This window comes from Bacteroides cellulosilyticus DSM 14838 (assembly GCF_000158035.1).
Classification (GTDB): domain Bacteria; phylum Bacteroidota; class Bacteroidia; order Bacteroidales; family Bacteroidaceae; genus Bacteroides; species Bacteroides cellulosilyticus.
The window spans coordinates 248,979-250,892 of the sequence record NZ_EQ973489.1 but is presented as its reverse complement, the minus strand read 5'-3'; the positions used below and the strand labels follow the sequence as shown (position 1 = coordinate 250,892).

Annotated in this window: 1 protein-coding gene; it reads right to left on the bottom strand. The window is 39.2% G+C overall.

Annotation, left to right across the window (positions count from 1 at the left end):
- On the bottom strand, positions 1-1,914 hold a 1,914-nt coding region (locus tag BACCELL_RS03770), incomplete at both ends, for a SusC/RagA family TonB-linked outer membrane protein (RefSeq protein ID WP_007210226.1).

The window sequence follows — 1,914 nt, the reverse complement described above, 5'->3', positions numbered from 1 at the left end:
TTTTCCATCCTTATTCAAGTCTACATAAACTGCATCACCGGGCTGCAATGTAATTCCATGATCACTAATAGGAATTCCAAATTCTTCCTGATAACGCAAATCGGCTGTCTCATCATAGAATCCCCAGAACTTATACATAGAGCGTGAATTTATACGACGTCCTGTTTGATACATCCAAGGTTCATTTTGCTCAACTTCATTCATGAATACAATCTTGTTACGTGCAAATGATATATTGAAATTAGCCCAATAACGAAAATCAGTTCCTATTCTATCATTCCACTTCGCCTGTATTTCAAAACCCTTATTCTCTACCTTATTCACATTGATTGCCGGAAGAGTCATACCCAAAATACCCGGCAAATAGTCCGGAGTTCTAAGAATATCACGACGTTTTTCTATAAAATAGTCGGCAGATACGCTCAAATGGTCATTGAGAATGTTAAAGTCAAGACCATAATTCTGCTTGACGGCTGTTTCCCACTTAGCATACGGATTACTCTGAGTAGCCTCCCATGCACCAGGCTTGGCATTTCCAATGTTCTGTCCAAAGAAACCACCCGGGCCATTATGATCATTATTTTGTCCATAACCATAAGAACCAGGTAAATAGAGGAAACGCTGACCTGCATAGTTGTCATTACCTACCATACCCAAAGTTGCACGGACTTTAAAGTAATTCACCACCTTCTTTATAGGAGCGAAGAAAGGTTCCTCACTAACAATCCAACCAATAGAACCGGCAGGAAAAAAGCCGTAACGATTTTCGGGGTTAAAATTCTCAGAGCCATTGTAACCAACATTAAATTCGGCCAAATAACGAGTCTTCCAGTCATACGTCACGCGTCCTACCAATCCTACATAACCTGTAGGAATATAGTCGTAAGTTCCTCCTGGATAATATCTTTTTGACTGATTGTAAAGAAACAATCCAGTAACACTGTGGTTGCCAAACTTACGATTATAGTTTAAGGCTAATTCCATATACCAGTCGCGTCCCTTACCATAATCTCCTTCACGATAGCTCGTCTGGCTATCAGAACCTGATTTTTTGTAAGTAATAGCACCCTTGTCATCTACAACCGGTGTATAGGTAGCTACGGAAGAACTGGCTATTTTAGTGGTTGAGTAAGAAGAGTTATATGACCCTTTCAATTTTATAGAAAGTCCCTTTGTTATGAAATCAAGTTTCTGGTCGAGCACCAAGTCCAGATTCAATACATTCGTTGTCTGATTACGGAAACCTTTACCATAATAAGATTCCAAACCATCTGCTCCAGGTTTAGTAACATAATCCGCATTCGTTTTGATATATTTACCATCTACTATACCCGCACTGGCAAAAGGTACAGCCCAATAAAGTTTACGGAACAATTGATTCTGATCTTCACCAGACTCAGGAGTACGCTTACTCTCCACGCGTCCGCCAATATTGACTGATAATAATGTTGTTTTGCTGATATCAAAATCCAGATTTGCCCGATAATTATATCGCTTATAGTCAAAGTTAAAATCATCTGTCAGATTGAATTGCTTAAACATACCATCTTGGGTGAACAAACCCGCAGACACAAAGTAACGCATATTATTTGTTCCACCGGAGATACTAACATTGTGCTGTGACTGAAAAGCAGCTTTGTTCATACAGTAATCAATCCAGTTAATATCCGGATAAAGTAACGGATTAGTATGATCCCGAAAAGCAGCCAACTGCTCATCCGAATAAAGAGGCTCATTACCGTCATTAGTCCTCATCATATTAACATAAGAAGCATACTGATAAGAATTTGCAAACTCTAATTCTTTAGTACGCACATTAACACCGGCAGAAGTAGTAAATGAAATCTTCGCTTTTCCTTCAGCACCACGTTTAGTTGTAATCAAGATAACACCATTCGCACCTCGTACACCGAA